The following is a 22556-nucleotide window of genomic DNA, read 5'->3' on the forward strand; positions in this document are numbered from 1 at the left end:
GGCAGTGAGACAACAACAATAAATCCAGAGGTTCACATGCAAGAGCAGCTGAAGATTGCCGGCGCGTTTGTCGGCGTGATCGTGGGGGCGGGGTTCGCTTCGGGGCGGGAACTGTTGTTGTTCTTTGTCGATTTCGGTGTGTGGGGGCTGGCCGGTGCGCTGGTCAGCGCAGCCTTGTTCACCTTCCTCGGCATGGCCCTGGCGGGGCTTGGCAATCGCCAGCAGGCCACTTCGCACAAGGATGTGATCCAGGCCATCTGCGGCCGTCACCTGGGCCTGTTCGTCGACTGGCTGATCACCTTTTTCATGTTTGCCGTCACCGTGGTCATGCTGGCCGGTGGTGGTGCCTTGCTGGAGCAGCAGTTCGGAATCCCGGCGTTGGCCGGCAGCGTGTTGGTGACGCTGGTCGTGGTGGGCATCGTGTGCCTGGACGTGCGCAAGGTGATCCTCGCCATTGGCGCCATCACGCCGTTGCTGATCCTGGTGGCCTCGGCGATTGCGTTGTACGCCGTGTTCAGCCGGGAACAGAGCTTCGCCCAGCTCGACCAGCTGGCCAGCCAGCAACAGGCGGGCGCCCGTCACTGGCTGCTGGGGGCGTTCCTGTACGTGTCGTACAACATCGTTGCCGGCGCGCCGATCCTGGCCATCCTGGGTGGGTCGGCCAAGGGCGAGAGAACCGCTGTATGGGGTGGGCTGCTTGGTGGCGCCGCATTGGGTGGGCTGATGCTGGTGATGAGTGCCGGGCTGTTGTCGCGCCTGGACAGCGTGGCTGACCTGCCGATGCCGATGCTGTCGATCGCCAACGAAGTATCGCCACTGCTGGGGCTGGTGATGTGCCTGATTATCTTCGGCATGATCGTCAACACTGCGGTGGGTACGTTGTTCTCGTTTCTCTCGCGGCTGATGCCGGCGGGTACGGGGAGGTTTCGCTGGGGCTCGGTGGTGACCGGCGTGGCGGCGTTCGGATGCAGCCTGGTGGGGTTCATCAGCCTGGTGGGTAAGGTGTACCCGCTGTTCGGCTACCTGGGCTTCGTGCTGATGGCGGCGGTGCTGCTGGCCTGGGTCCGGCGGAGCAGAGTGGCTAAAGCGGTAGTCAATGCTGCTTGATCTGCTGCTGGCGCGTATCCCTTGTAGGAGCGGCCTTGTGTCGCGAAAGGGTCGCAGAGCGACCCCGGCGATTTCTGCGGTGTAGCTGAAAATCCGGGGCCGCTGCGCGACCCTTTCGCGACACAAGGCCGCTCCTACAGAGGGTGTGCGTTCCGGTTTAGATCCTGAAGCTGCCTACCAGCTGCTTCAGGCGCCCGGCTTGCTGGGCCAGTTGGTCACAATGGCGCAGGGTCTCGTTGAGGTTCTCCACCCCTTGCTGGTTCAGGGCGTTGATCTGGGTGATGTCCAGGTTGAGGCTCTCGACCACGGCGGTCTGTTCTTCGGTAGCGGTAGCCACCGACTGGTTCATGCCATCGATCTCGCCAATACGCTGGGTCACGCTGGCCAGGCGCTCGCCGGCCTGGTTGGCCACCTGCACGGTCTGCTCGCTGGAAACCTGGCTGGTGTTCATGGTGTGCACCGCTTCGCGCGAGCCTACCTGCAGGCTGGTGATCATGCGGTGGATTTCTTCCGCCGATTCCTGGGTGCGGTGCGCCAGGTTGCGTACCTCGTCGGCCACCACGGCAAAGCCACGGCCGGCCTCACCGGCACGCGCCGCTTCGATGGCGGCGTTCAGCGCCAGCAGGTTGGTCTGCTGCGAGATGCCCTTGATCACGTCGAGAATCTTGCCGATTTCGTCGGTGCTGGCGTTGAGCGTTTCGATTTGCGCGCAGGACTCGCTGATGCGCTGCGACAGGGCGGTCATGGCGCTGATCGCTTCTTCGACCACTTCACGGCCACCGTGGGCCTGCTCGCTGGCACCGCTGGCATGCTGCGAGGCATCGGCGGCGTTGCGGGCGATTTCCTGGGTGGCAGCACCCAGCTCGTTGATCGCTGCGGCCACGCTGTTGGTGCGCATGCTTTGCTCTTCGGAACCGATGATCGACGCATTGGAGGCATTGACCACCTTCTCCGACAGGTCGTGCACCAGGCGGGTTGCCGAGGACACTTCGCTGATCGAGGCATGAATGCGCTCGACGAAGCGGTTGAACGAAGTGGCCAGTTCGCCGAACTCGTCCTTGTTCTGCACGGTCAGGCGGCGGGTAAGGTCACCTTCGCCCTCGGCGATGTCGCGCATGGCGCGGCCCATGGTGGTCAGCGGGTTCATCAGTATCGGGATCAGCAGGCCGAGCAGGCCGGCGATGGCAGCCACCGCAATCAGCATCGCGATGATCGCCGAGGTGCGGAACTGGCTGAGCGCAGCGTAGGCCTTGTCCTTGTCGATCGACAGGCCGATGTACCACTGTGCCGAAGGCAGGCCGGCCACCGGGGCGAAGGAAATGATGCGGTCCTGGCCATTGAGGGTGACATCCTGCATGCCGGCGGCGACTCGCAGGTTGCTGCCGGGGTAGATGTCCTTGAGGTTCTTCATCACCTGGTCTTTGTCGGGGCTGACGATCACCTGGCCGTTGCTGTCGGCCAGGAAGGCGTGGCCGATGCCGCCGAAATCGACTGAGTTGATGATCTCGACCAGGGTGTCGAGGGTGACGTCACCGCCGACCACGCCGATCAGCTCGCCATTGTTCTTGCTTTTCACTGGCGTGGCGATGGTTACCATCAGGCCGCCGACAGCCCCCTGGTACGGGGCAGTCAGCACGGTCTGCCCGGCGCTGGCCGCGGCGCCGTACCACGGGCGCTGACGTGGGTCGTAACCGGCGGGCATCTGCGCATTGGGGCGTTGGGTGAACGCACCGGTGGCCTGGCCCAGGTAAGTGAACAGGAAATTACGCGTATAGGATGGCTGCTCGATCAGTCCTTCCAGGGTATCGCCAGCGCCTTGCTGGGCGATGTCCTGGGCCAGGTTTTCCAGCACCAGGATGCGCCCGCTCATCCAGTTCTGCACACTACTGGCGGTCAGTGCGCCCGACTGCTGCACCGAAGCTTCGATGTTCTCGCGGATGGTATTGCGTTGCAGGTAGTCGTTGTAGAGCGTGAACAGGGCAAATGCCAGGACCACGACACCGCAGGCGCTGAGCAGGATCTTGTGGCGAAATTTCAGGTTCATGTTTCGAGACCTTGGGCCAATGAGGGGAGGGCGCAGCGCGCTCATGACGCATTGCGGAACCTATCGACCGGGATATCGGCTCAAGAGGTAAAAGATTGAAGCGCTTGCAGAAATTTCTTACGGTCGATTCGACGGACGGTCTTCACTGCTTACACAACTGCTCGATCAGCAGGCGTGCGGCCTGCAGCAGCGGTTGTTGCTTGCGCCAGAGGATGTGTACCGGCAACTGCAATTCATTGCGGGTGTTGCGAAAATCCAGGCGCACCAGACGCCCGCTGGCCAGCAGTGGCGCGACCCTTGACAGCGGCAAGTCGCCCCAGCCCAGGCCGGCCTCGACCATCTGCAGGGCGAGGTCGAAGCTGTCGGTTGACCAGTGCGTGGCGCCTATCGACGGGCGTGGGTCTGTCACCGGAAGGTCATGGCTACGCACCAGGATCTGGCGCACCCGGGTCAGGTCTTCGAGGTAGTGGATACGCCCCTCGCGCAAGGCCGGGTGAGCGGGGGACAGCGTGGCCACCAGCGACTCCATGCCGATGTGCTGGAAGCCGCGACGGGCATCGACCTGCAGCCCGGCAAAAGCCACGCAGAGGTCGGCGCGGCCACTGTCCAGCAGGTGTACTGCCTCTTCCTGCGGGGCGCTGAGCAGGGCTATGTCCAGCAGCGGGTGCCGCTCACCCAGGTGAGCGATGGCCGCCAGCAGCGGGCGGTGGTCGATGTCCGGCACCACGGCCAGGGTCAGGCTGCTCTCCAGCCCCTGGGACAGTTCCAGGGCATGCACCTGCAGCAGCCCCAGTTGTTCGGCGATCAACCGGGCATGAGGTTCCAGCGCCTTGGCCTCGGCGGTGGGGCGGACTTCCCGGGGGCCGCGCTCGAACAGGGTGTAGCCCAGTTCGGCCTCGAGGTTGCCGATGGCCATGCTGACGGCCGAAGGCACCCGCTGCAGGGCGCGCGCGGCGGCGGAAAACGAACCGCGGTCGAGCACGGCGAGAAACAGCTGGATATTGTCGCTGGAAAAGTTCATGGCAGCCTCCTGTCAGAAAATCTGACAGCTGCCGACTTTTGCTGTCAAGCACGATGAAGCATGATCGCACCCCATCGCTTTATCATTGGAGGTAATCCCGGGTGCAGGGACTCAAACGCAAACTCGTCTACGTGACTTTCTATGAACTGATCGGGCTGTGCATGTCGACCCTCGGGCTGGCCTACCTGTCGGACACCCAGGCATCGCATACCGGGCCTCTGGCGGTGATGATCACTACCATCGCCATGCTCTGGAACCTGATTTACAACACCCTGTTCGAGTGGTGGGAAAGCCGCCAGGCCAAGCGCGGGCGCAGTGTCGCACGGCGGGTGGCGCATGCCATCGGCTTCCAGCTGACCCTGGTGGTGTACCTGATCCCGCTGATTGCCTGGTGGCTGGACATGACATTGCTGGAGGCGTTGCTGGTGGACATGGCGTTCATCGTGCTGGTGCCGTGCTACACCTTTGCCTACAACTGGGCGTTTGACCGGATCTTTGGCTTGCCCGGTTCGGCAATGGCTACAGCCTGATTCTGCCTGTGCCGCCCTCTTCGCGGGCACGCCCGCTCCCACAGGATTTCCACAATTCTCAAGAGCTGTCATATCCCTGTGGGAGCGGGCGAGCCCGCGAAGAGGCCGGTACAGAAAACCACTACTAAGGCGGCAAGCGAATGATCAAAGGCTCCTGCTGCTGCTCAACCGGTTGTTCCTCCGTCCTCGGTGCACTGGCCAGCAAGCTGTCCTCGACCTGCCCCGACAGGTAGTACACCCCCGACATGGCCCCGCTCTGGCGGTTCTCCATCAGCTCCTGCCATTCCTGGTTCAGCGCCACGTTGAGGATCACCCGCAACTGCTCGACCATCTGCGGGTGTTCGCGGTCATGGGTCATGACCCCGTAACCGGCCGCCGCAATCGAAATCATCGCCCCCGCCACCTTGCCCACCGCCGACGCCACGGCACTGGCGATGCCGCGCGGGGCCAGGGTGGCGCCGAGCTTTTCGCTGGCCTGGTTGGCCACCGAGTTCAGCCCGACATCGGTCTTGCCCGGGCCTTTGCTGGCCTGCTGGTGCAGATGCTGGCGCATGGCTTGCCAGGCAGGTTGCTGGGCCAGCGACTTGGCCCGCAGCAGCTGGTAAAGGCTGGCATTGCGCGCATCCGGTGGCCCCAGGGCGATGGCGGGAATGCGGTTGAGGCGCTGGCTGAACTGCTCGGGGGGCGCGTTGTAGCGGCTGATGATGGCCGGCAGCTGCTGGCCGAGCAGTTGCAGGTACAGCTCGCTGGCGCGGTCGCGAATGCCTTCGGGGTTGATCTGCTCGGCCACCGGTTCGATCACCCGCTTGTGGTACTGCTCCTGCAGGTACAGCGCCAGGCGCTTTTCTGCCGGCTCCCGGCCTTCACCGCTGTCGATCTTGTACCAGGCCACCTTGAGGGTCAGCCACTGCTGGGTCCAGTAGCCGGTGAACCAGGGGATGAAGTCGCTTTCGGTGCGCTGCTGTACCTGTTCCTTCCACACCCGCATGGAACGGCGCGCATAGTCGTTGGCCGAGCTGCCGGCGCCGACCGAGGCTTCGATCAGTTCCTGGTCGATGCGTTGCCAGGTGGCGGGGGTGAGCACCACCGGTGGCGACGGGACAGGTGGGGGCTTGCCTGCGCAGCCGGCCAAGGCCAGCAACAGGCACAGCAGCAGGAGGGCTCGAGTGCTCACGCAACCGCCTCCCTGGTAAAGGCTGGGGTGGTTCTCGGAGTATAGGGTGGGGTTGAGGGGGCTGCCGTGCAGCCTATCGGCCATCGCCCGGCCAACGCGATCCATGTAGGAGCGGCCTTGTGTCGCGAAAGGGCCGCAAAGCGGCCCCGGCAATTTCTGCTGCACAGCTGAAATCCTGGGGCCGCTTCGCGCCCCATCGCGACACAAGGCCGCTCCTACAAGGGGGGCGTCAGCTTGAGTCGGTCATTCCAGGTCGAGCTTTTCTTCCAGGCGGTCGAGGTGCTTGTGCATCAGGCCCAGCGCCGCCTCGGCATCGCCATGCTCCACGGCATCGATGATCGCCGCATGTTCCTCCCACGCGCAGTGGTCGCAGCAAGGCGACTCGTAACGGGCGATGATCAGCGAGGTCATCGGCACCAGGCCATTGAGAAACCGCGCCAGTGGCGCATTGGCAGCCACCTGCGCCAGTTTCAGGTGAAACTCGCCGCCCAGGCGGATCGCCGCACAACGCTCGCCGTTTTCATGGTGCTGGCGCTCGCGCTCCACCAGTTGCCGCAGCTGGCGAATCTGTACCGGCCGGGCGCGTTGCGCGGCCAGGGTGATAAGCGTGGTTTCGGCCAGGCGCCGGGCGCTGAGCACCTGGCGTGCCTGCTCCGGGTCGGGCACGGCCAGATGCGCAGTGTGGCTGGGGCGCTGCACCACCACCTGCTGGTCGGACAGGCGCCCGAGCACACGGCGGATCACTGTACGGCTGACACCAAAGGCATGGCCCAGCGCCTGTTCGGGCAACAGGCTGCCAGGTGGCAGGCGCTGTTCGAGGATGGCATCGAACAGCCGCGGGTAGATCTGCTCGGCCGACAGGCGGGTTTCGCCAGCCGCGAGCAGGGCCGGCAAGTGAGGGGCGGCGTTCATGGTCGCTCTCCTGGGGTCATGGATGCGGGTGTTCGTCCGGGATGTTCAACGGGATGCCCATGCGCAACCCTTCGGCCAGAATGTGCTGGCGCATCTGGGCACTGGCCTGGGCGCTGCTGCGCTCACGTATGGCGCGCACCACCGCTTCGTTTTCCTTCAGCCGCGCGGCCAGGTGCTCTGGCGAATTGCGCAGCATGTCGGCGCTCTGCTTGAGGGCATTGCCGGTCTGTTGCACCACGCTCTGGAAGATCGGGTTGGTGGTCAGGGCGAACAGCGCTTCATGGAAGGCGATGTAGGCCCTGACTCCGGCTTCGCTGTCATCGGCCTCCAGCGCTTCACGCATGTCCATCAGGGTAAGGCGCAGTTGGCCGATGTCCTGACTGTTGGCCGACTGCGCCACCAGGCCGACGATGAAAGGCTCAAGGGTGTAGCGCAGCTCCAGCACGTCGGCCAGGCTGGCTGCGGCGCTGGTGTCCAGGCCCGGTTCCTGGGTGGCGGCATCGACATCCAGTACCAGCACACCCTTGCCTGGCAGCGAACGCACCAGGCCCAGGGTTTCCAGCACGGTCACCGCTTCGCGCAGGCTGGGGCGGCTGATGCCCAGTTGTTCGGCCAGTTCGCGCTGGCCTGGCAGCATGTCGCCGGTACGCCATTGGCCTCGGGCCAGGGCCTGGCGCAGTTTTTCCACCACTGAGTTGACGACGGTAGATGAGCTGATCACGGTTCGCTCCTGGAAGGGCCGGCGTCAGTGCCGGCCACGTTCGCTCAGAATTCCTGTTGATGGGGGTTGGGCTGCTTGCGTGGCATGGGGGCGAAACCGGGCTTGCCGTCGAGCACGTTGTGCGCACGTTCCAGGTCGATGTCCTTCTCCCAGCGTGCGATGGCCACGGTGGCCACGCAGTTGCCGATCAGGTTGGTCAGCGCTCGGCCGATGCCCATGAACCAGTCCACCGCCAGTACCAGTACCAGGCCGACCACCGGGATCGCCGGCACGGCGGTCAGGGTAGCGGCGAGGATGACCAGCGCCGAGCCTGGGATGCCGTGAGCGCCCTTGGAAGTCACCAGCGATACCAGCAGGATGGTCAGCAGGTCGGTCATTGCCAGTGGCGTGCCGGTGGCGTTGGCAATGAACACGATGGCCAGGGTCAGGTAGATGGAGAAACCATCGAGGTTGAACGAATAACCGGTGGGGATCACCAGGCCGACGGTGGAGCTGCCGATGCCCAGGTGCTCGAGCTTGCGCATGATCTGTGGCAGTACGGCGTCGGACGAGGCGGTGCCCAGCACGATGGTCAGTTCTTCACGCAGGTACTTGATCAGCGGCAGCAGCTTCAGCCCCGACAGGCGCATGACCGTGCCCAGCACGATCAGTACGAAGCCGGCACAGGTCAGGTAGAACAGCGCCACCAGCCCGCCCAGGTGCTGCAGCGATTCCAGGCCGTACTTGCTGGTGGTGAAGGCGATGGCGCCGAACACGCCGATCGGTGCCAGGCGCACGATCATGCCCATGATGCGGAAGATCACGTGGCTCAGTTCGTTGATCAGCCGCGAGATGCCGGCTGCCGAGTCACCCACCAGGTTCAGCGCGCTGCCGAACAGTACCGAGAACAGCAGCACCTGGAGGATGTTGTTGTCGGCAAAGGCGCCGATCACCGAGGTGGGGATCAGGTCCATGAAGAACGCCGTGGCACCGTGGATGTGCTGGCCGCGCTCGGCCAGGCTGCTGGCGTCGGCGCTGGACAGTTGGTCCAGGTGGATGTTGGCGCCGCTGCCGATGCCGCTGGTGAAGGCGAACACCAGGCCGATCACCAGTGCCAGGGTGGTCAGTATCTCGAAGTAGATCACCGACTTCAGGCCGATGCGCCCGACCTTTTTCAGGTCACCGGCGCCCGAGATACCGCTGACCACCACGCAGAACACGATCAGGCCGATGAGCATCTTGATCAGCTTGATGAAGCCGTCGCCAAGGGGTTTGAGTTGCAGGGAAAGGTCGGGGAAGCTGAGACCGCAGGCGATGCCGAGGGCAAGGCCGAGCACGACTTGAAGGAAGATCGAACGCGAGCACCATTTGAGCATGGGAGGGATCTCTGATCGGTGTCCTTGCTTCGGTAGCCGCACGGGGCGAAAGAGCGCAGGACTTAATTATTGTGGTCTTACCGGTTTGTTCAGCGCGAAGCCATGAAAGCGCGAAAAATCCGACATTGCAAGGATTTTTGGCCTTACCGGTCTGACCAGTTGTGGGGCAATCCAGCGTCTCTGGCTCTAATTCGGTGCATCTGGTTGGATCGAGCCGCAGTGCGGCCGTTCACAGGTGAATCGCAGCGGCGAACCGCGTGCGCACATGAATCAGATCAGGCTTTGGCCAGTGCCTCGTGCAACATTGCAATCAGCTTGCCAAGCGCCATGCCGACTTCGATATTTTCGATAACGCCATGATTCGTAAGGTTTATTTGCATTCCTTGGCTGACCTCGTAGAATCCGCGCCCGACCGGGAAGTCACCAAAGGGTCGATTGCAGGGGATTCATCCTGATAATCGCCTCGCAAGCAGGCTCCCGGCGTTTGAATGAATGGAGTCTCATAGTGCGTCTCAACCTTCCGGTTACCCCGGTCGAGCAACGTTTTCCCCCCGATCAGCGATTGATTTCCGCTACCGACACCAGCAGCCTGATCACCTACTGCAACCCCGAGTTCGCCGCCATCAGCGGTTACAGCGAGGCAGAGCTGATCGGCAGCCCACACAACCTGGTACGCCACCCGGACATGCCGCCGGCGGTGTACCAGTTGATGTGGAATTACCTGAAGGCCGGCAAGAGCTGGATGGGCATCGTCAAGAACCGCTGCCGCAACGGCGATTACTATTGGGTCAACGCCTACGTCACGCCTATTCTCGAAGCCGGGCGGGTGGTGGGCTATGAATCGGTACGGGTGTGCCCGACGCGTGAGCAGGTGGCCCGTGCCGAGGCCCTGTATGCACGCATGCGCAACGGTCAGGCTGTGTTGCCCTGGTCACGGCGCGCGACCATGCTGGCGCGTGACCTGGCCGTACCGCTCGTGGGCGGGGGGCTGGCTTTGGGGGCCAACAATCTGTGGCCCGGCCTGGTCGCGCAGGGGCTGACCCTGGGGCTGTTCCTGGCCTATGGCCTGTTGGCACGCAATGCCGTTGGGCGGCAGATGGAGCGCATAGTGCAGGGCGCAGACGGCACCTTCGCCGACCCGATCGCCGCCTTGACCTACAGCGACCTGCCCGGTGCTGGCGGACAACTGCAATTGATGCTGATCAGCGAGGAGGCGCGGCTGAAAACCGCGCTGACCCGGTTAAGTGACTTGGCGGCCCAGATGGCCGTGGCTGCACATGATGCCGGGGCGTTGTCGCGCAGCACCGAGGCGGCATTGCTGGAGCAGCGTGCGGAAACCGACCTGAGCGCCACTGCCATGAACCAGATGGCCGCTTCCATCGGTGAGGTTGCCAACCATGTGCAACTGACTGCTGCCGAAGCCCACACTGCGCACCTGCTGGCCGAGCAGGGCAGCCTGGTGGCCGACGCCAGCGGAGCTGCAATCCGCACCTTGGCCGGTACCGTGGCCCAGATCAACCAGGCTGTCAGCCACCTGGCTGGTCAGACCGGTGCTATCGCCGAAGCCACCGGGATGATCCGCGGCATCGCCGAGCAGACCAACCTGCTGGCGCTAAATGCCGCCATCGAGGCGGCCCGTGCCGGCGAGCAAGGCCGTGGCTTTGCCGTGGTCGCCGATGAAGTGCGGGCACTGGCCGACAAGACCCGGCAGTCGACACTGCACATCCAGGCTATCATCGATGCTCTGCGCAGTGGCGCAGAGGAGGCCGTGGCGATTGCCAGCCAGGGCATCGACGGTGCCGAGCAGGGCGTTGCCCAGGTGCAGGAAGCGCGGCAGGCGTTGCATGGCATTCGTGATGCGGTGCAGCGCATCAGTGACATGAGCCAGCAGATGGCTACGGCTTCGCAGCAGCAGTCGGCCGTCGCCGAAGACGTCTCGAGGCAGATCAATGGTGTGGCCGGCATAGCCCAGCACAGCGCACACAGCGCCAACGCCGCAGCCTCTCGCGGCGCCGAACTGGAAGAGGTGTGCGCCGGATTGCGTGCCCTTGTGGAGCGCTTCAACCGTTAAGGCAGGATGCTTTATGGATGACAACTATCGTGCAGCCGTTGACGCGGCTGCGATCTTTTCCGAAACCGACCTGCGTGGAACCATCACTTACGTCAACCAGCAGTTCTGCAGCATCTCGGGCTACAGCCGCGAGGAGCTGCTGGGCGCCAACCACCGCATCCTCAACTCCGGCCTGCACGAGCCGGAGTTCTTCGTCGGCATGTGGCGGGCGCTGGCCGCCGGCCGGGTGTGGAAGGGCGAGATCTGCAACCGCGCCAGGGACGGCTCGCTGTACTGGGTCGACAGCACCATGGTGCCACTGGTCGACCCGCTCACCGGAGAGGTGCGCAAGTACGTGTCGATCCGTTTCGACGTCACCGAGAAGCGCCAGCTGCTGCATACCTTGCAATGGCGTGTGGGCCATGACGTGCTAACCGGCCTGCCCAACCGCGCTTACCTGTCCGACCTGCTGAACCAGGCCCTGGCCTACTCGCGCCGTGAAGACATTCCGCTGGCTGTATGCATGCTCGACCTGGATGGCTTCAAGGCAGTCAACGACGGCTACGGGCATGCCATGGGCGACCTGCTGTTGGTCGAGGTGGCGCAGCGGCTGAAGCACATCCTGCGCGATGGCGACGCAGTGGCCCGGTTGTCGGGGGACGAATTCGTGCTGATCCTGCGCAACGTCGAAGACCGCCAGTTGCATGCTGCGCTGCGCCGGGTGCTGCGGGCACTGGCGGCGCCTTATGTGGTACGCGAGCAGCGCCTGTCGCTCAGCGCCAGTATCGGCGTGACCCTGTACCCGCAGGACGACGAAGACGCCGACACCTTGGTGCGCCATGCCGACCAGGCCATGTATGTGGCCAAGCAGCGTGGGCGCAACCGCTATCACCTGTTCGACGTGACACAGGAACAGGAACTCAAGGCTACCCACCAGACCGTGGCGCGGGTGCGCCGGGCCCTGCACAACGGCGAGCTGTGCCTGTATTACCAGCCCAAGGTCAACCTGCGCAGCGGCCAGGTGCTGGGCTTCGAGGGCTTGCTGCGCTGGCAGCGGCCAGGCCGCGGGCTGGTGCCGCCTGGTGATTTCCTGCCGGCAGTGGAGCAGACCGACCTGATCGTGGAAATCGGCGAATGGGTGCTCGACCAGGCGCTGAACCAGTTGCAGGCATGGCAACGTCAGGGGCAGCCCTGGTCACTGAGCGTGAACATCGCCGCGCGGCATTTGCAGCGTGGTGACTTTGTCGAGCGCCTGCAGCAGTTGCTGGCGGCGCACCCGGAGGTGGACCCGGCGCGGCTGGACCTGGAAATCGTCGAGTCGGTGGCCATCGATAACCTGCAGCATGTCAGCTGCTGTCTCGATGCCTGCCGCGCACTGGGTGTGCGCTTCTCCCTGGACGACTTTGGCACTGGCTATTCGTCGCTGAGCTACCTGAAGCGCTTGCCGACACAGACGATCAAGATCGATCAGTCATTCGTGCGCGACATCCTGCATGACCAGGACGACCTGGCGCTGACCGAAGCGGTGATCGGCCTGGCCCGGGCGTTTGGCCGCGAGGTGATTGCCGAAGGGCTGGAGAGCGTCGAGCACGGCCGCGTGCTGATGGGTCTGGGCTGCGAACTGGCACAGGGTTACTGTATCGCCCGGCCGATGCCGGCCAGTGCGGTGCAAGCCTGGGCGCAGGCCTACCGGCAGCCGGAGCAATGGCGTGACCCTTGATGCCGCGTCAGCGGGCCATTGGCTTGACCTCGGCCAGCACCGGGTGCGCCACCAGCTTGTCGATGTGCAGGGCGTCGTCGTTCATCCAGCTTTCGCTGAGCAGCCGGTAGTGTTCCATGTCGCGGCAGCGCAGGCGCAGGCTGTAGTCGAAGTGGCCGCTGATCAGCTGGCACTCGTGCACTTCCGGGCAGTTGCGCAGGGTGGCTTCGAAGGCCTTCTGCGCGGCCCGCCCGCTCTGGTTGGACAGGGCGACCAGCACAAGCAGCGACACCCCGGGCGCGACCTTCTGCAGGTCGATGATCGCCCCGTAGCCGCGGATCACGCCACGGCGCTCCAGCTTGCGTACACGCTCCAGACAGGGGCGCGGGGTGAGGTGGACGAGGCTGGAGAGTTTTTCGAAAGTGATGCGGCCGTCATGGCGCAGGATGTCGATGATCGCTTCGTCGATGCGGTCGAGGGGGTGGGCGTTGGCGTCCTTGGTGTCCATGCGCTTGGGCTTCTTTCAGAAGAGGGCATGGGACAGGGTAGGCGGTAAAGGGGGCCGCTGCGCGGCCCATCGCGACACAAGGCCGCTCCTACAAGGGATACGCGGTCCTTGTGTAGGAGCGGCCTTGTGTCGCGATGGGCTGCGCAGCAGCCCCAGGGGCCATCAGGCGCAGACAGAACCAGCCTTGGGCACCGCCCGCAACTCCACCACCCGTGGCTGCAACAGCCCATACAAATCCTTCGGATCCTCCAGCACCGGCACCAGCCCGATGTCCGTGCCGATACCCAGTGCCTGCGCCGTGTCCAGCACATAGCGCAATGCCGAGTAATCCTCCAGGGCAAACCCCACCGAGTCGAACAGCGTCACCTGTTCGCCGTGCTCACGCCCCTTGGCTTCCCCGGCGACCACACGCCAGAACTCGGTCACTGGCGAGTCTGCAGGCATCTGCTGGATCTCGCCTTCCACCCGGCTTTGCGGTTCGTACTCGACGATCACCCGGGCCCGCTCCACAATCGCCCGATGCAGCTCGGTCTTGCCCGGGCAGTCACCCCCCACGGCATTCAGGTGCATGCCCGGCTCGATCATCTCCGGGGTGAGGATGGTGGCGCAGGCTTTGTCGGCGGTTACCGTGGTGACGATATCGGCCCCGCGCACCGCTTCGGCCACGGAGCTGGCGATGCTCAGCTTGAGGCCGGGGCGGTTGGCCAGGTTGGCGACCAGCTTGGCCGAGGCAGCCGGGTCGATGTCATACAGGCGGATTTCATCGATGCCCAGCAGGGCATTGAAGGCGATGGCCTGGAACTCGCTCTGCGAGCCGTTGCCGATCAATGCCATGCTGCGGCTGTCTTCGCGCGCCAGGTAGCGGGCGGCCAGGGCCGAGGTGGCGGCGGTGCGAATGGCGGTGGTCAGGGTCATTTCGCTGAGCAGCAACGGTGCACCGGTATCGACGCTGGCCAGGGCGCCGAAGGCCATCACCGTGAGCAGGCCATGGCGAGTGTTCTTCGGATGGCCGTTGACGTACTTGAAGGCGTAGCGGCTGGCGTCCGAGATTGGCATCAGCTCGATTACGCCGTCCGCTGAATGGTTGGCCACCCGGGCGCATTTTTCGAAGGCTGGCCAGCGCAGGTAGTCCTGGCGGATGTACTCGGCCATTTCCAGCAGGCACGTGGGCAGGCCTTTGCGGTTGACCAGGCGGGCCAGGTCTTGCACATCGATATAGCGGGTCATGAGGGGTCTCCCTGCGGTCGACGCTTCCAGAGTGGGCTCTGGTTTCATTGTGCGGCGGGTGGGGAGGCAAAGCTGGCTGTAATGGGCTGTGGCGGCAGCGGCTTTGGCTGATTTCGCTGCGCTGGCAGCCGAATCGGCTGTGGCTGGGCCGGCCCTATCGCCGGCAAGCCGGCTCCTACAGGGATATCACAGGCCTTGAGAGCGGCGCTGTACCTGTGGGAGCTGGCTTGCCGGCGATGAGGCCAGTACAGGCCAGGGCAATCATCGCTCACGCAGCCGCTTGTACAGCGTGGTGCGGCTGATCCCGAGCCCACGCGCCACCGCCGAGAGGTTGCCGTTGGCTTGTGCCACCAGCTCGCGCAGGTCCGCCTCTTCGGTCGCAATCGGCACAGGCACCTGCGCCTCTGCGAGAAAACCCGCAGGCAGGTGTTCCAGGCCAACCGGCTCATTACCCGCCAAGGCCAGCGCCACCTGCAGCACACTCACCAGTTCACGCATGTTCCCTGGCCAGGGGTGCCGGTCAAGCAGCTCGATAATGGCCGCAGGCAGCCGCGCAGGCTGCCCGGGATCACGGTAGCGCGCATGCACCTGCTCGATCAGCTGCCGGCGGTCATTGCGCTCGCGCAGCGGCGGCAAAACCACTGCCAGCCCGGCGATGCGGTAATACAGGTCCTGGCGAAAGCGCCCGGCGCGCACTTCTTCGGCCAGGTCGCGGTTGCTCGCCGACACCACGCGGATATCCACCGCCACCGGTTCGCCGCTGCCCAATGGCTGGATGCTGCGCGTCTGCAGCACGCGCAGCAGGCGGGCCTGGGTGGGCAACGGCATGTCGCCGATTTCGTCGAGGAAGAGGATGCCGTGGTGGGCCTTGCGGATCAGCCCCGGGTTGCCCTTCTGGTGGGCGCCGGTGAACGCGCCCTTGTCGTAGCCGAACAGCTCCGACTCCACCAGCTCTGCGGGGATCGCCGCGCAGTTGACGGCTATGAGCGGCTGGCTGGCGCGGCTGCTGGCCCGGTGCAGGGTATCGACGAATACCTCCTTGCCTACGCCGGTTTCGCCCTGCACCAGGACCGGGATGTCCTTTTCCAGCAGCAGGCCGGCCTGCGCCAGGGCTTTCTCCAGGCGTGGCTCGGCGCTGCTGGCGGCGGGGCGGCCGGGAGCCTCGCGCGGCGGCTGCCACTGGCAATGAAAGCGGTTGCGCCCGGTGGCTTGCAGGGCGAAGGGCTGTTGCCGGGGATGGCTGAGCAGCTGTTGCACGGGCAACTGGAACAGTTGCGCGATGTTCTGCTGCAGCGGGTTGCCCCCGAGCAGGGTGTCGGCCCGGTGATTGGCGGCCAGCACCTGCCCGTGCTCATCGAATACCAGCAGGCCGGCCCAGGGGCTGTCGAGGTTGTCGGAGGCGCTGTTGAAGATCAATTGCGCATGCTGGTCGGCATGCTTGGCGAGGATCAGGCGGTTCTCCAGGCTCTGGCCCATCATGCGTACCAGGCCCAGGGTCTGGCTGGCGGGCAGGTAGCCGTCGCTGGCCACATCGAGCACCCCGACCAGCTGCCGTTCGGCGTCGAACAGCGGCGCGGCGGCGCTGGACATATAGCGGTTCTGGCGCAGGAAGTGCTCGTCCTGGCCCACGTGGATCGCCTCGGCGCAGACCAGCGCGGTGCCCAGCGCATTGGTGCCGACACCGCGCTCGTGCCAGTGGGCCCCGGCGCTGAAACCATGCTGCTGGCGCGGCTCGATGAACCGCCGCGAGCCCCAGCTGTCGAGCAGGCAGCCGCTGGCATCGGCCAGCATCACCAGGTAGCTGGCATTGCCCAGCAGGTGGGCATATTGCGGCAGCACCGCTTCGCGGGTCAGGCGCAGCAGGGCCTGGCGCCGCTCCAGCAGGGCGCTCAGCTCGGCGCGGGTCAGGCAGTCGAAGTCCGGGGCGTGTTGGGGGTGCAGGCCGTGGTCGCGGCAGCGGGCCCAGGAGGCCTGGATCAGTTGGGCATGGGGCGAAGCGGATGCGGCCATGGGCCTGTCCTGTGTGATTGTTGTCATGGGGCCGACCGCTGTTCAGTGTCGTGCACGGTTGTTCAATGTCAAACCGGCAAGTGTTCAGTTGTTCAGTGCTTGTGTTCAGTTGTGAACCTGCGATTGACCGGTGTTGCCGGCCAGGCCCCGGGCCAGACGGTTGCGGCGCATCTGGCACGAAACTGGCTGTGTCCGGCAGACAAAAACCACAAGAAGGCCACGCCATGTCCCTGGTGCTGGAACAGGTCAGCCGCAGCGTCGACAACCAGGCCTGGATCGTCGATGCCTCACTGCGTTTCGAACCCGGCTCGTTCAACGTGCTGCTGGGCCGCACCCTGGCCGGCAAGACCAGCCTGATGCGCCTGATGGCCGGGCTCGATCGCCCGGACCGGGGGCGGGTGCTGATGGATGGCCAGGACGTGACTGGCGTGCCGGTGCGCCAACGCAATGTGTCGATGGTGTATCAGCAGTTCATCAATTACCCGACCCTCAGCGTTTACGAGAATATTGCGTCACCGCTGCGCCAGGCACGCATGGACGAGCCCCAGATTCGCCGACGGGTGCAGGAAACCGCCGAGATGCTGCGCATCGAAGCCTACCTGCAGCGCCTGCCGCTGGAGCTGTCCGGTGGCCAGCAGCAACGCACGGCAATGGCCCGGGCGCTGGTCAAGGATGCCTCGCTGATCCTGTTCGACGAGCCACTGGTCAACCTCGACTACAAGCTGCGCGAGGGCCTGCGCCAGGAGCTGCGCGAACTGTTCGCGGCGCGCCACTGCATTGCCGTGTATGCCACCACCGAGCCCAACGAGGCGCTGGCTCTGGGCGGCACCACCACCCTGGTGCATGAGGGCCGTATCGTCCAGAGCGGGCCTACCGCCGAGGTCTACCAGCGCCCGGGCAGCGTGCTGGCTGCCGAGCTGTTTTCCGAGCCGCCGATCAACCTGGTGCCTGGCCGTATCAGCGGCAACGACGTGAGCCTGGCCCAGGCCGTGCACTTTGCTCGCAATGCCGACTTGCAGCCGCTTGCCGAGGGTGACTACCGCTTTGGCGTGCGGCCCAGCCACATCAGCCTGGTGCCGGCGCACGACGACGACCTGGAATTGTCGGTGCTGGTGGAACTGGCCGAGATCAGTGGTTCAGAGACCTTCCTGCATGTACGCAACGAACACTGGCGCATGATCCTGCACCTGCCAGGGGTACACGAATACCAGGTGGACACGCCGATCCGCGTGTTCATCCCCACCCACAAGCTGTTCGTGTTCGACAGTACCGGGGCGCTGGTGCAGGCCCCGGGGCTGCGCCAGGCAAGGAGAGGTTGATGGCCGAGATCCGCCTGCGCCAACTGGCGCACAGCTACAGCCGCCAGCCCGCCAGCGAGGCGGACTATGCCCTGCACGCGCTGGAGCATGTGTGGGAGCAGGGCGGTGCCTACGCCTTGCTTGGGCCGTCGGGCTGCGGCAAGTCGACCTTGCTCAACATCATTTCCGGGCTGCTGACTCCTTCCCATGGCGAGGTGCTGTTCGACGGCAAGCCGGTCAACCAACTGTCACCGCAGGCGCGCAACATTGCCCAGGTGTTCCAGTTCCCGGTGGTTTACGACACCATGACGGTGTTCGACAACCTGGCGTTTCCCTTGCGCAACCAAGGGTTGGACGAAGCCCGGGTGCAGGCCCGGGTGGAAGAGATTGCCGAGGTGCTCGACCTGTCGGCCGTGCTGCGCAAGAAGGCGCGCAACCTCAGTGCCGACGAAAAGCAGAAGGTCTCCATGGGACGGGGCCTGGTGCGCGATGACGTGTCGGCGATCCTGTTCGACGAGCCGCTGACGGTGATCGACCCGCACCTGAAGTGGAAGCTGCGGCGCAAGCTCAAGCAGATCCACGAGCAGTTCAACATCACCATGATCTACGTCACCCACGACCAGTTGGAGGCCTCGACGTTCGCCGACAAGATCGCGGTGATGCACGGCGGGCGCATCGTCCAGTTCGGCACCCCGCGCGAACTGTTCGAGCGGCCGCGGCATACCTTCGTCGGTTACTTCATCGGCAGCCCGGGGATGAACCTGATCGAGGTGCGCGCCGAAGCGGACGGGGTGGCGTTCGGCGATATTCACCTGGTGCTGCCCGGGCAAATGCGAGAGCACCTGCGAGAGCGCCTGGCGGCCACAGGCGGTGGTCGCCTGCAGCTGGGCATCCGCCCGGAATTCGTGCAGCTGTGGGACAGCCCGTTCGATGATGCCTACCCGGCACGGGTGCTGGACGTCGAGGACCTGGGCACCTACCGCATCGTCACCCTCGAGCTGGGAGGTGTCGCGCTCAAGGCACGCCTGGGCGAGGACCGCCCGTTGCCGGTGGCCCAGGCCTGGGTCAGCCTGCCGGCGCAGTGGCTGATGCTGTACCTCGACGATGTGCTGCTGGAGGCCGAGCCATGAACAAGGTGCCGAACAACAAGGCCTGGTGGCTGGTGCTGCCGGTGTTCCTGCTGGTGGCATTCAGTGCGGTGGTGCCGATGATGACGGTGGTCAACTACTCGGTGCAGGACATCTTCGACCAGTCCAACCGCTACTTCGTCGGCGCCGACTGGTACCGTCAGGTGCTGCGCGACCCGGCGCTGCACGATGCGCTGCTGCGTCAGTTCATCTATTCCGCCTGCGTGCTGCTGATCGAAATCCCGCTGGGTATCGCCATTGCCCTGACCATGCCGACCAAGGGGCGCATGGCCTCGGTTTGCCTGATCGTCATGGCCATCCCGCTGCTGATCCCATGGAATGTGGTCGGCACCATCTGGCAGATTTTCGGCCGGGCCGACATCGGCCTGCTCGGCGCCACACTGGCCAGGCTCGGGGTCAGCTACAACTACGCCGGCGACCCGTTCGACGCCTGGCTGACCGTGCTGGTGATGGACGTGTGGCACTGGACATCGCTGGTGGCGTTGCTCTGTTACTCGGGGCTGCGCGCCATCCCCGACGTGTACTACCAGGCTGCGCGCATCGACCGCGCCTCGGGCTGGGCGGTGTTTCGCCATATCCAGTTGCCCAAGCTGAAGAACGTGCTGCTGATCGCGGTGATGCTGCGCTTCATGGACAGCTTCATGATCTACACCGAGCCCTTCGTGCTGACCGGTGGCGGGCCCGGCAATGCCACCACCTTCCTCAGCCAGACCCTCACGCGCATGGCCGTGGGGCAGTTCGACCTGGGCCCGGCGGCAGCGTTCTCGCTGGTGTACTTCCTGATCATCCTGCTGGTTTCTTGGCTGTTCTACACAGCCATGACCCATGCCGACAAGGACTAGGCCATGAGCACGCGCAAATCGCTGGCCCTGCTGCTGTACTTCTTCTTCCTGCTGGTGCCGATCTACTGGCTGCTGAACATGTCGTTCAAGAGCAACACCGAGATACTCGGCGGCCTGACCCTGTGGCCACAGGCGTTCACCCTCGACAACTACCGGGTGATCTTCACCGATGCCAGCTGGTACAGCGGCTACATCAATTCGCTGTACTACGTGTGCCTGAACACGCTGATTTCGCTGCTGGTGGCGCTGCCAGCGGCATATGCCTTCTCGCGTTACCGCTTCCTCGGTGACCGGCACCTGTTCTTCTGGCTGCTGACCAACCGCATGGCGCCACCGGCGGTGTTCCTGCTGCCGTTCTTCCAGCTGTATTCGTCGATCGGCCTGTTCGATACCCATATCGCCGTGGCCCTGGCCCACTGCCTGTTCAACGTGCCGCTGGCAGTGTGGATCCTCGAGGGGTTCATGTCTGGTGTGCCGAAGGAGATCGACGAAACGGCCTATATCGACGGCTACAGCTTCCCACGCTTCTTCATGAAGATCTTCATTCCGCTGATTGGCTCCGGCATCGGCGTGACGGCGTTTTTCTGTTTCATGTTCTCCTGGGTCGAACTGCTGCTGGCGCGCACCCTCACCTCGGTGAATGCCAAGCCGATCGCCGCGGTGATGACCCGTACCGTGTCTGCCTCGGGCATAGATTGGGGGGTACTGGCGGCGGCGGGGGTACTGACCATCTTGCCGGGCATGCTGGTGATCTGGTTCGTGCGCAACCATGTGGCCAAGGGCTTCGCCCTGGGCCGGGTGTGAGGAGGGCAAGGCATGGAGTGGATGGCCTGGACCTTGCCGACGGCGCTGTTCTTCGCCGCCGTCGGCGTGCTGCTGCTGGGCATGACCCTGCTCGAACTGCGCCGCCCCTGCGTGGAGCGACGCGGCTTCCTGCCGCTGGTCACCAGCCGTGGCGACCGTTTGTTCATCGGCCTGCTGGCCAGCGCCTACCTGCATTTGCTGGTGGTTGGCGTCAGCGAGTGGCCATTGTGGGTGGCCTCGCTGCTGTCGCTGGCGTGGCTGGTGGTGGTGCTGCGCTGGGGCTGAGCGAGCGGCCCTGTGGGATAACTGAAACGGGAGATCACAATGTTCGACAACAAGTACAACAGGCGACATTTGACCCTGGCCGCGTTGCTGGTACTGGCCAGCGTGCAGGGCACAGCCTGGGCCGACCAGTACGAGGATGCGGCAAGGAAGTGGCTCGGCAGTGAGTTCAAGCCTTCGACCCTTGCCCCTGAACAGCAGTTGGCCGAGTTGAAGTGGTTCATCAAGGCTGCCGAACCGTTCCGTGGCATGAAGATCAACGTGGTGTCGGAAACCATCACCACCCATGAATACGAGTCCAAGGTGCTGGCCAAGGCCTTCAGCGAGATCACCGGCATACAGCTGACCCACGACCTGCTGCAGGAAGGCGACGTGGTGGAAAAGCTGCAGACACAGATGCAGTCGGACAAGAACATCTATGACGGTTGGGTCAACGACTCCGACCTGATCGGTACGCACTTTCGCTACGGCAAGGTGGAATCGATCACCGACCTGATGGCCAACGAAGGCAAGGACTACACCTCGCCGACCCTGGACCTGAAGGACTTCATCGGCATTTCCTTCACCACCGCGCCGGATGGCAAGGTCTACCAACTGCCGGACCAGCAGTTCGCCAACCTCTACTGGTTCCGTGCCGACTGGTTCGAGCGGCCCGAACTGAAGGCCAGGTTCAAGGAAAAATACGGCTACGAACTTGGTGTGCCGGTGAACTGGTCAGCCTACGAGGACATTGCCAGGTTCTTTACCGAAGACGTCAAGGAAATCGACGGTAAACGCGTCTATGGCCACATGGACTACGGCAAGAAAGACCCGTCACTGGGCTGGCGCTTCACCGATGCCTGGTTCTCCATGGCGGGTGGCGGCGACAAAGGTTTGCCCAATGGTCTGCCGGTGGACGAATGGGGCATTCGCGTGGAGGACTGCCACCCGGTGGGGTCCAGCGTGACCCGTGGCGGCGACACCAACGGCCCGGCTGCCGTGTATGCCACGCAGAAATACGTGGACTGGATGCGTGCCTATGCGCCCAAGGAAGCCCAGGGCATGACCTTCTCCGAAGCCGGCCCGGTGCCGGCCCAGGGCAACATCGCCCAGCAGATCTTCTGGTACACCGCGTTTACCGCCGACATGACCAAGCCCGGTCTGCCGGTGGTGAATGCCGACGGCACACCGAAGTGGCGCATGGCGCCTTCACCGAAGGGGCCGTACTGGGAGGAGGGGATGAAGCTGGGCTACCAGGACACCGGTTCGTGGACCTTCTTCAAGTCCACCCCCGAGAAGCAACGCCTGGCTGCGTGGCTGTACGCCCAGTTCGTCACCTCCAAGACCGTGTCGCTGAAAAAGACCATCGTCGGCCTCACGCCGATTCGCGAATCGGACATCAACTCCCAGGCCATGACCGAGCTGGCGCCCAAGTTGGGCGGGCTGGTGGAGTTCTACCGCAGCCCGGCGCGGGTACAGTGGACACCGACCGGCACCAACGTGCCGGACTACCCGCGGTTGGCGCAGTTGTGGTGGAGCCACATCGCCGAAGTGGCCAGTGGCGAGAAGACCCCGCAGGAAGCGCTGGACGGCCTGGCCCGCGACCAGGACCGGATGATGGAGCGCTTGCAGCGGTCCAACGCCCAGGCCACCTGCGCACCGAAGCTGAACCCGGAGAAGGATGCCCAATACTGGTTCGACCAGCCTGGGGCGCCGAAACCGAAACTGGCCAACGAAAAACCCAAGGGCGAGACAGTCAGCTACAACGAACTGCTGAAGTCGTGGGAGGCGGCCAGGAAGTGACCGGCTGAATACCGCGCCGGCCTCTTCGCGGGCTTGCCCGCT

The 22556-nt window shown here is 64.4% G+C and carries 19 protein-coding genes and 2 pseudogenes; 11 read left to right on the forward strand and 10 right to left on the reverse strand.

The features are described 5' to 3' along the window. The first annotated feature begins 36 nt into the window (after positions 1–36). A complete protein-coding gene (locus AC2T3R_RS08865; RefSeq protein ID WP_486744951.1) occupies positions 37–1107 on the forward strand; it encodes a YkvI family membrane protein in 1071 nt (356 codons plus the stop codon). Positions 1108–1264: 157 nt separating this feature from the next. Here AC2T3R_RS08865 and AC2T3R_RS08870 read toward each other — a convergent pair whose 3' ends face one another. The 3 genes and pseudogenes from AC2T3R_RS08870 to AC2T3R_RS08880 all read right to left on the reverse strand — a co-directional run bounded on the left by AC2T3R_RS08870 (position 1265) and on the right by AC2T3R_RS08880 (position 4172). Further along, on the reverse strand, positions 1265–2005 hold the full coding sequence (locus AC2T3R_RS08870; RefSeq protein WP_370290711.1) for a methyl-accepting chemotaxis protein: 741 nt from the start codon (positions 2003–2005) through the stop codon (positions 1265–1267). Between the two features lie 114 nt (positions 2006–2119). Then, positions 2120–3196: pseudogene (mcpA, locus tag AC2T3R_RS08875) on the reverse strand (methyl-accepting chemotaxis protein McpA); the annotation flags it as partial. A gap of 97 nt (positions 3197–3293) precedes the next feature. Next, positions 3294–4172, reverse strand: coding sequence for a LysR family transcriptional regulator (locus AC2T3R_RS08880; protein ID WP_410953466.1), 879 nt, complete (start codon positions 4170–4172; stop codon positions 3294–3296). A gap of 101 nt (positions 4173–4273) precedes the next feature. Between AC2T3R_RS08880 and AC2T3R_RS08885 the strand changes: the two genes are divergently transcribed. Beyond that, positions 4274–4702, forward strand: coding sequence for a PACE efflux transporter (locus tag AC2T3R_RS08885; RefSeq protein WP_410953467.1), 429 nt, complete (start codon positions 4274–4276; stop codon positions 4700–4702). 124 nt (positions 4703–4826) lie between these two features. Here the strand turns inward: AC2T3R_RS08885 and AC2T3R_RS08890 are convergent, their stop codons facing one another. From AC2T3R_RS08890 to AC2T3R_RS08905, 4 genes are all read right to left on the reverse strand, one after another. Further along, positions 4827–5876, reverse strand: a complete 1050-nt coding sequence (locus AC2T3R_RS08890; RefSeq protein WP_410953468.1) for a hypothetical protein — start codon at positions 5874–5876, stop codon at positions 4827–4829. Positions 5877–6119: 243 nt separating this feature from the next. Further along, on the reverse strand, positions 6120–6788 hold the full coding sequence (locus tag AC2T3R_RS08895; protein WP_003260724.1) for a GntR family transcriptional regulator: 669 nt from the start codon (positions 6786–6788) through the stop codon (positions 6120–6122). A 16-nt stretch (positions 6789–6804) separates the two neighbouring features. Further along, entirely contained in the window at positions 6805–7509 is a 705-nt protein-coding gene (locus AC2T3R_RS08900; RefSeq protein ID WP_015269682.1) for a FadR/GntR family transcriptional regulator, read from the reverse strand. A 44-nt stretch (positions 7510–7553) separates the two neighbouring features. Continuing rightward, positions 7554–8864: a C4-dicarboxylate transporter DctA gene (locus AC2T3R_RS08905; RefSeq protein WP_191471838.1), complete on the reverse strand. Its 1311-nt coding sequence runs from the start codon at positions 8862–8864 to the stop codon at positions 7554–7556. 505 nt (positions 8865–9369) lie between these two features. On the opposite strand from AC2T3R_RS08905, the pseudogene AC2T3R_RS08910 reads away from it, so the two are divergent. The 3 genes and pseudogenes from AC2T3R_RS08910 to AC2T3R_RS08920 all read left to right on the forward strand — a co-directional run. Further along, a pseudogene (locus tag AC2T3R_RS08910) lies at positions 9370–9651 on the forward strand (PAS domain-containing protein); the annotation flags it as partial. Positions 9652–9810: 159 nt separating this feature from the next. Continuing rightward, positions 9811–10935, forward strand: coding sequence for a methyl-accepting chemotaxis protein (locus tag AC2T3R_RS08915; protein ID WP_410953469.1), 1125 nt, complete (start codon positions 9811–9813; stop codon positions 10933–10935). 13 nt (positions 10936–10948) lie between these two features. After that, positions 10949–12634 (forward strand): putative bifunctional diguanylate cyclase/phosphodiesterase, encoded by a 1686-nt coding sequence (locus AC2T3R_RS08920; RefSeq protein ID WP_410952180.1) that lies wholly within the window; start codon positions 10949–10951, stop codon positions 12632–12634. Positions 12635–12641: 7 nt separating this feature from the next. On the opposite strand, the gene AC2T3R_RS08925 is transcribed toward AC2T3R_RS08920, so the two are convergent. From AC2T3R_RS08925 to AC2T3R_RS08935, 3 genes are all read right to left on the reverse strand, one after another. Continuing rightward, on the reverse strand, positions 12642–13121 hold the full coding sequence (locus AC2T3R_RS08925; protein WP_015269686.1) for an Lrp/AsnC family transcriptional regulator: 480 nt from the start codon (positions 13119–13121) through the stop codon (positions 12642–12644). Positions 13122–13283: 162 nt separating this feature from the next. Further along, positions 13284–14348, reverse strand: a complete 1065-nt coding sequence (locus AC2T3R_RS08930; RefSeq protein ID WP_015269687.1) for an ornithine cyclodeaminase — start codon at positions 14346–14348, stop codon at positions 13284–13286. A 261-nt stretch (positions 14349–14609) separates the two neighbouring features. Then, positions 14610–16358: a sigma-54-dependent Fis family transcriptional regulator gene (locus AC2T3R_RS08935; RefSeq protein ID WP_486744952.1), complete on the reverse strand. Its 1749-nt coding sequence runs from the start codon at positions 16356–16358 to the stop codon at positions 14610–14612. Positions 16359–16582: 224 nt separating this feature from the next. Between AC2T3R_RS08935 and AC2T3R_RS08940 the strand changes: the two genes are divergently transcribed. Genes AC2T3R_RS08940 through AC2T3R_RS08965 form a run of 6 tightly spaced genes read left to right on the forward strand, consistent with a single transcriptional unit; the run spans position 16583 to position 22514 of the window. Further along, entirely contained in the window at positions 16583–17677 is a 1095-nt protein-coding gene (locus tag AC2T3R_RS08940) for an ABC transporter ATP-binding protein (protein ID WP_015269689.1), read from the forward strand. After that, positions 17677–18786 carry an ABC transporter ATP-binding protein gene (locus AC2T3R_RS08945; RefSeq protein WP_486744953.1) on the forward strand — a complete coding sequence of 370 codons (1110 nt, stop codon included), beginning with the start codon at positions 17677–17679 and terminating at the stop codon, positions 18784–18786. The genes AC2T3R_RS08940 and AC2T3R_RS08945 overlap by 1 nt, the downstream gene beginning before the upstream one ends. After that, the gene (locus AC2T3R_RS08950; protein WP_039614302.1) at positions 18783–19646 is read left to right on the forward strand and encodes a carbohydrate ABC transporter permease; all 864 of its coding nucleotides are present in this window, start codon (positions 18783–18785) and stop codon (positions 19644–19646) included. The genes AC2T3R_RS08945 and AC2T3R_RS08950 overlap by 4 nt, the downstream gene beginning before the upstream one ends. 3 nt (positions 19647–19649) lie before the next feature. Beyond that, entirely contained in the window at positions 19650–20450 is an 801-nt protein-coding gene (locus tag AC2T3R_RS08955) for a carbohydrate ABC transporter permease (protein ID WP_247847347.1), read from the forward strand. Positions 20451–20462: 12 nt separating this feature from the next. Beyond that, positions 20463–20735, forward strand: a complete 273-nt coding sequence (locus tag AC2T3R_RS08960) for a DUF2160 domain-containing protein (RefSeq protein WP_013971877.1) — start codon at positions 20463–20465, stop codon at positions 20733–20735. Between the two features lie 39 nt (positions 20736–20774). Further along, entirely contained in the window at positions 20775–22514 is a 1740-nt protein-coding gene (locus tag AC2T3R_RS08965) for an ABC transporter substrate-binding protein (protein ID WP_486744954.1), read from the forward strand. Positions 22515–22556: the final 42 nt, after the last annotated feature.

It is taken from the genome of Pseudomonas sp. PVC-5-1, assembly GCF_057444345.1.